Source organism: Bartonella sp. AP4SXKL, assembly GCF_042195845.1.
GTDB lineage: Bacteria > Pseudomonadota > Alphaproteobacteria > Rhizobiales > Rhizobiaceae > Bartonella.
Genome location: NZ_JBHIPA010000031.1, coordinates 1 through 7,461 on the forward strand (window position 1 = coordinate 1; position 7,461 = coordinate 7,461).

Here is a 7,461-nt window from a genome sequence, read left to right on the forward strand (position 1 = left end):
AAACGTCTACCTGTCTTCCTTTAAAGCAAATACATAAAAAGCTGCACGCATAGTGCAGCTTTTTTGCAAAATTTTCTGATTGTCTTTTTGTATCATTGTCTCTCATATCAGACAACTTCACCAGCCCATCATCCTTAATACTCCCCTTTAAAAAAACATAAGGAGTTGCTCATCGCTGCCAATAGGCATTGTGCTTGTTTTGGAAAAGAGCTCTGAAAACTTCCTTTCTCAACTGATCATCAAGAAAAACTATACAAAGCATGGGATATACCATAAACACGTAGAAGAAAATTGTACCTTATAACCTCTTGGGGAGGAGCATTGTGACAAAGAAAAAATCCATGATTTTTACCCAAATGGGGCTTTTCCTTGTTTTGGGCTTTAGCAGCTTTGCCGATGAAACAGCACAAGTTACATTTGCTCTCCACTTAGCAGAAAGCACAGCATCTATTTCAATGCTGCTGTTTGCAGGGCTTGTCGGGGCAATTTGTGCCGGACCAATTGCACCACGCCTCTTGCATCACTTCCAACCAGCGCGAACAGTACCCATTGTTTTATTGTTTGAAGCACTCTTTATAGCCACAGCTGCAATCGCCAACCAATTTTGGGTTTATATTGCCCTTTCTTTCGCACTAGGTTGTGCTGGTTCACTCTTTTGGTCTGCTATCCTCGTTTCCGTCCCAGAATTTGCAACCAATGATCAGCAATTAGACCGTATCAACCGCATTATCCAAACAGTTCGTAATCTTGGCTATATTGCAGGACCACTGTTAGGGGGCGTGTTGTATGGAATATCAAACGGGCAAAAAGGATTGTTTGTGTTGTCAATCATGGTTCTTTTTGCTACCTTTATCACTCTCTTCTGTTTTAAAAGTTTTAAAATTCATACACAAACGACAAACACAACGCAAAAAAGCAAAAAAGGGCTAGATTTAACGGGTCTCTTGCGTAAAAAAAATGTTGTCTATGCTCTTTCTCCCCTCATCATTACCATCATCCTCACCTCTGCTCTCAACGTCTTATCGATTGTCCGCATCCGCACTGAGCTGTACTTCAGTGCAGAAACCTATGGGGTAATCACAAGCATGTTAAGTCTTGGCCTCGTGGTTGGTCCACTCTGTTTCTCCAGCCTTTTTCATCGCTTTGGTAATGCCGCTGGAGCATCACTTGCCGCTGCAATCATCGGCTTTGCAATTTTCTGCTTTTCCTTAACACATATTGTATGGTTAATGATGCTGTCATTTTTCATCCTTGGGGGTGCTAACGGCGTGCAAAATGCTCTGATGGCAAGTTTTATGATGAAAGCCATTCAGAAAGAACACCGAAACAACCAAATGCCTGCCTATATCTTTATCATACAAACAGCGGTGTGCCTTGGCTTTCTAGGAGCCGGTTTTGTAAAAGTGCATCACACCCAAAGCACACTGTTTATCATTGGCATCGCCACCATGATCACAGGCATCTTAGGTTTTATTGTGAACAGTGCCGTACAAAAAAAACAGAGAGAATTTGATAATGGTTAGTGGACGAGGCGTTTTTCTCAAGCAAACCATACACCCCAAAAGGACATGACAATCACCACCCAATCAAATTTCAATAAAATCCCTATCAAATCGTTGTATCCCATGCAACCCCATACCAACCCAATAGGACTTTGATAAACCACTCTTTAATGTAGAGCAACTAATAACCCTCCCCAAAACTTGATATTTTAAAGTAAAAAAAAACGATAACATCATGCAACAAGACCCTATAGGCTTAAACTTTTACAATGGAACAGGCGGTTATGTATGGCAACTTGCAAACACCATGCAACATGACTTGAATGAAAACATCCACACGCTTGAATTGCAAAAACCAACGCCGCCCATAGCCATCAATTCTTTCGCTGTCTACCCAAGTGAACTCAATCCTTTATCACGCGTTCAATGGGCAAAAGATGTACAAATAATAAAAAACAAACCAGCACTCATTGGCAAACGGCAAATACAACCCATCACCATTGTTTCTACAAAAGGAGCGGCATTTGGCGGATTCGATTTTCCCACATTTGAAGCACTTCGTGAAGGCTGCCTTGTCCAATCACTGAGGGAAATACAATTCAATGGTACTCTTCTTGCCTCTGGAAGTCTTTTGATATCACTTTTACAACACGGTCTCATCGAAACAGATCAAAAAGCATTTTCAGAAAATGATGCAACCGCTCTTTTACGAGAGCCAACATGTATTATCATAGATTCTTCTCTTGGCAGTCTTGCCATTAATCAACTCAATGGGCGTACAATCCGGCTTCATGAAAAAACAAAACATCTCTTGAAGCAAGCCACCACACCAATACGTATTCAATATCCGCTAGAGGATTCAATAAAGTTTTTTATAAAAGCAGGAATGCTACGATTGGTAAAATTATAAGGATAAAAAGATGCAGCTGATAAGACCTGGCATGGGAACAGAAAATAGTGCACAGCTCATTTATGCGCTTATTCAAATGGCAAGACCGCGCACAGTCATTGAAATCGGTGCTGGTGATAGTACGCGCTTGATTGCTAAAGCACTGCAAAAAGCAAAACAAGCATGGCAACAAGATAAAAAACTTTTAGAATCTTCCACCTGGGAAGAGCGTACAGCTTTGCTTGATCCTTCAGGAATCCTTGAGAATTACGAACCTCGGCTTATCACCATTGATGATTTTACAGTCGAAGGTCAATCAGCAGAAGAAGCATGGCAAAAACTGCTTCAAGACGGTATTGAAAAAAACATGGTAACATTTATCCATGAGAATTTTTTCTCTCTTGATGAAAGCACCCTCAAATCTTGGGGACCAATAGATTTTGCTTGGCTTGATGCTGGAACGCCCGCAGATGACGTGCGATTTGTTATAACCCTTTGGGAACACATCACCGCGGGTGGTTATCTTTTTCTGCATGAACCAACCATAACAACAACAATTGCTCTCAATGGCGAACAACGGGTTCGACGTGTTAGAACTCCCATCTGGGAAGAAATTCTCTACCGGCTTGATGGCTCCTATGAAGCTTTAACACTCCCCGAAAACCACAAATATCGCCAAGGTGGTCTGGGGATTATTCGCAAACGCACCTCTGCCGAACAAATTGTACGCGCACAATCGCTACAAGCAGAACTCATAGAAATCAATGAACTGCCCATTCGCAATGATCTTTTGCCCATGGGGAAAGAAACCCTTCACAAACGCAATACCCGCAATTCACTGATCTCTGCCATGACGTCACCGACACTGCGTACTGTTTATGCCGCCATTATCCTTGGTGCAAAAAATCTTACTGATATCCTCAAACATGTCGATTCAGATGCCAAAAACATTCACAAATCCATCAATCGCCTTTTGAATCTCGGACTTATTCACAACACAACAGAAGGATTTCAAGCCGAAGAGACAGTGTGGAAAATGCTAGAAAATAAACATGAGCGGAATAGGGAAAATTTAAGCGACCGCCATTTAGAAACAGAAGAGATGCTATCAAAAATTGGTGAAGCCTTTCAGAAGGAAAAAATCTATAGCGAAACGGAAGTTTCCAAGATATGCAACCTCTTTACGATAGACTTTGCCCGATTACGACGCACTCTTGTTGAGAGAGGTTTTTTACAACGCCATGGAGGAAAATATCAACGCATGCGCTAAAAGAGAATTGAAAAATGATTAGCGAACGCTATCGTTTTTCTTCTCTATTTCAAGAGAATGAATAACCTTCCACTAAAAAAATATAATTTCATTAAAAGGTTACAAAATCATTCATCCCATTCATATGTTGACAATCTATGGAGATGAGATTAGCGTGCCCTCTTCGCAAGAGATGCAATGGGGAGGAACAAGAGTGCGGGATGCCAATTGGTTATCAAAAAGGATTGGGTGGTTATCAAAAAGAATTAGAAATAGTCAAAACCATCAGGAGAAGATATAGGATCAAGGTCTCAATGATCTTACGATTGTTGCGCGAACATCCGGGCACAGTGTTGTTGCTCAATCCAAATCATGCTCGATATTTCTAAAAACATCGTAGAAAAAACAATATTCTTGCATTGGACTGGCTAGTGAATCAAGAAAGATACTATTTCAACGAAATGTGCACAGCAGAAATAGGGCTGGCAAAACTTCCTCAAAAGATACAACAAAATGTCTTTGATCATTTAACAACACTTCTATGGAAATTCCATGGGCAAAAATAAAATTCCTTTTTTCATCTATAGCACAGTTTTCCTTTCTGAATTTTCCTTTTTCTTTGTACTCCCTCTGCTTGGAAACTCTTCTCTCATAACTGCTGCCAATGTTGCTTTTTATCTCGCTGGATCGGTAATCCTTGAAAGCATTCTCATGGTAACCACAACAGGTTTATTAGAAAGATTTTCGCGTAAACTCTTAATGGCTACCGCCTTTATTTTAAGGAGTAGCGCTTTTGTGTGCATTATCCTATCGCTCACACCTTCTGCATGGTTGATCTTTTTTACCTTAATGGCTTTTTCGAAAGCAATTTCAAAGCCATTTTTGAGAGAAATTTTATCAGAACATCTCAATGAAAATGCTCTTAAACGCGCATTAACTCTCTATTCTTTTTTTCAAAATGCTGCTGTCGTTATCGCCCCTCTTGTTGCAACGAGTGCCATAAAATACAACGCATCAACCTTCTTAATGGCTTTTTTTGCACTCATTGGTTTGTATCTTTGTGTTCTATCCATTCAAATTGTTTATCATTACCCGCATAAAACATTATCTCTTGAAAAGAATAAAAAAACAAAAAAAGCTCTTCTTTCTTCTTTAAAAACAATAATACATAATCGTTCTATTGCTTATTTGCTGGTCACGGCTTTGCTTTGTGCATACCTCATGGGAATTTTCATCACCACCACAACACTTCTCAGTAAATTTGACAGCAATCTCGCCCCTTATAGTGGAATTTTCTTTTCAATTGTTGGCATCAGTATTTGTATCTGGCAAGGAATAATCAATAAACATCTCAGCCTTTCCGATAAATCAACTTTCTACCTATTATGGCTTATGGGAAGTTTCTCCTCATTTTTCCTCATGGGTGGGGTCTTTACCGCTGTGACTGCATTAATTGCCTACAGTGTCTATGAATCTGTCATGATTCCAGAAATATACTATCAAGCAGGGAAAACAACCCCATCCCTCTCTGCCAGTGTTCTTTTCAGTTATATTCTTGTTATTTCAAATATTGGCCAAGCCGCCGGCTCATGGACAAGTGGATGGATTATCAGCCATTTCAACAATCATATCGCTTTCACCTTTTGCATGATTGTTGGTGCCTCCGCCTTTGCTTCTTGCCTTTGCCTCATGCAAACGAAAAAATAAGCAGCTTCCATGTCACATATAGTTTTTGCAACCGGTGGCACAACAAGAGCACTCAAAACACTTCGCCATAAATGGCTCAATTATGATTTTGTAACACACTCTGCGGCAAAAAAGCTCAAAACGGTCTTTAAAGATTGCTCTGTAAACGCCGTTGCAAATTGTCTCATAGCTTAAAGGATTATGGGATAGACAAGCGTAAGGTAGCTACATTCTGCACGAATAATATTCTATTGATATCCATGTGCAACACAGCCAAAGCATTTTTCTTATAATTCGCTCATTTCTGCCATGACCTCACCGACACTACGCGCTGTCTATACTGTTATTATACTTGGTGCTAAAATTCTTTCTGATATCCTCAAACTTGTCAATTCAGAGACCAAAAACATTCACAAATCTATTAATCGCCTTTTAAACCTTGGTCTTATTCAAAACACAACAAAGGGATTTCAAGCAATCGATAAATTATGGCAAGCGCTAGAAGATAAAAATGTACGAAATATGGAAATTTTTAGCGATCGTCATTTAGAAACAGAAGATATACTTACAAAAATTGCAGAAGCATTTAAAATAGGAAAAACTATCGCGAAACGGAAACATCAAAAATATGTAGCCTTTTTACTTTAGATTTTGCGAGATTAAGACGAATCTTGGTGGAAAATGGATTTTTAAGACGATATGCAAGCAAATATCAGCGCATACGTTGAAAGAAAAAATTCAAGCATTTGAGTTTTTCTTATGCAGCGTTTTGTTTTTTTGTTTTCTGTAAAGAGAGTTTAGGCCAGCTATGCGCCCCCCTTAGTATTTAGTGGTATAGATAGTTTGGAGTTCAAGGAATTGTGTACAGTTTTTTGTTGCAAAAAGTTGCAGATTGTTTTGAGGATGAAGATATACAGGTACACATAGAACAAAGGGAGGGATGATATTAAAATCCAAGAGAATCTGAGTTTAGATTTAGTCCTTGCGCGCCCTTTAAGTGCGTGGCATTACGTACCTATACGTTCTTCCCCTACCCTACTTAATTTTATAATAAGACAGCTCCTTATAAAAAACAGCACTATTCTTACATACCATAGCCATTTTCTCTTTACAGGCTTTCTGCTATCAACATAACACTTTACCCTCTTAAAACACTGTTTGCAAAAGGTTTGCATCATTACAATGATCATAGGCATGGGCTTGCTACCCCAAAAAGCTTTCTAGGTAAAAATCCCCCTTAGTATTTAGTGATATAGATAGTTTGGAGTTCAAGGAATTGTGTACAGTTTTTTGTTACAAAAAGTTGGCAGATTGTTTTGAGGATGAAGATATACAGGTACACATAGAACAAAGGGAGGGATGATATTAAAATCCAAGAGAATCTGAGTTTAGATTTAGTCCTTGCGCGCCCTTTAAGTGCGTAGCATTACGTACCTATACGTTCTTCCCCTACCCATTTTGCTTCCAGAGGTGCATGATGATTAGTAGGCATGCCCCTTTTAGTTTTTATTTGGGTTTTGTACGTGGGAAGAGTTTTGAGTGATTAGCATTTTACTCCATGCGTTTAGACGCTACATCTGTTTTTTCCTGCTTTTATTTTCAGAGATTGATGATATTTTTGTTTTGCAGTACTAAGAAGAGCTTTTAGATTTATCGTTTAGAGAGAAGAAAGCATTCTCTCCCTGCCTCTGCCTAGCACTGCTTCATTAGGGTATGCCCCTTATTAATCCTATTGCATTCTTTTATGAGATGAGAAGGCATCCGATCCAGTTTCAAAGCCGCTCCTAGGTATTGGTAGTTTTACGAGCAACTAGTTTTTCTAGTTTTTTTGATAAGTTTCTATGAGAAAAGTGTAGCAGAAAGGGGAACTTATGTATGTAAATTACTGACTTTGTAAAGAGACAATAGTATGGATTTTTTTTAATTTTATAAGCTTTTTTAATTAGGCTTATTGAGCATATTATCTCTTTCGTTTGACACTATCTTTGTTTAGATTGAGAAGAGCAAAGTTACTATTACGTCCCTGCTGATATTATAAGGTAGGTGGTGATTAAGAAGTGGTTGCGGGGGCAGGATTTGAACCTGCGGCCTTCAGGTTATGAGCCTGACGAGCTACCGGGCTGCTCCACCCCGCG

At 39.3% G+C, this 7,461-nt stretch carries 7 protein-coding genes and 1 tRNA gene; 7 read left to right on the plus strand and 1 reads right to left on the minus strand.

Annotated elements, in window-relative coordinates; genetic code table 11:
- Window positions 1-323: 323 nt before the first annotated feature.
- The 7 genes from ACFIMI_RS09225 to ACFIMI_RS09255 all read left to right on the plus strand — a co-directional run bounded on the left by ACFIMI_RS09225 (window position 324) and on the right by ACFIMI_RS09255 (window position 6,054).
- Window positions 324-1,523, plus strand: a complete 1,200-nt coding sequence (locus ACFIMI_RS09225) for an MFS transporter (RefSeq protein ID WP_375692501.1) — start codon at window positions 324-326, stop codon at window positions 1,521-1,523.
- A gap of 214 nt (window positions 1,524-1,737) precedes the next feature.
- A complete protein-coding gene (locus tag ACFIMI_RS09230) occupies window positions 1,738-2,412 on the plus strand; it encodes a hypothetical protein (protein WP_375613882.1) in 675 nt (224 codons plus the stop codon).
- 10 nt (window positions 2,413-2,422) lie between these two features.
- A complete protein-coding gene (locus tag ACFIMI_RS09235) occupies window positions 2,423-3,661 on the plus strand; it encodes a DUF2087 domain-containing protein (protein ID WP_375692502.1) in 1,239 nt (412 codons plus the stop codon).
- 531 nt (window positions 3,662-4,192) lie between these two features.
- Window positions 4,193-5,347: an MFS transporter gene (locus ACFIMI_RS09240; RefSeq protein WP_375692503.1), complete on the plus strand. Its 1,155-nt coding sequence runs from the start codon at window positions 4,193-4,195 to the stop codon at window positions 5,345-5,347.
- A gap of 9 nt (window positions 5,348-5,356) precedes the next feature.
- Window positions 5,357-5,521 carry a hypothetical protein gene (locus ACFIMI_RS09245; protein ID WP_375681550.1) on the plus strand — a complete coding sequence of 55 codons (165 nt, stop codon included), beginning with the start codon at window positions 5,357-5,359 and terminating at the stop codon, window positions 5,519-5,521.
- Between the two features lie 114 nt (window positions 5,522-5,635).
- Entirely contained in the window at window positions 5,636-5,974 is a 339-nt protein-coding gene (locus ACFIMI_RS09250; RefSeq protein ID WP_375612582.1) for a hypothetical protein, read from the plus strand.
- Window positions 5,953-6,054, plus strand: a complete 102-nt coding sequence (locus ACFIMI_RS09255; protein WP_375612583.1) for a DUF2087 domain-containing protein — start codon at window positions 5,953-5,955, stop codon at window positions 6,052-6,054. The genes ACFIMI_RS09250 and ACFIMI_RS09255 overlap by 22 nt, the downstream gene beginning before the upstream one ends.
- A 1,330-nt stretch (window positions 6,055-7,384) precedes the next feature.
- Here ACFIMI_RS09255 and ACFIMI_RS09260 read toward each other — a convergent pair.
- Window positions 7,385-7,461, minus strand: a tRNA-Met gene (locus ACFIMI_RS09260).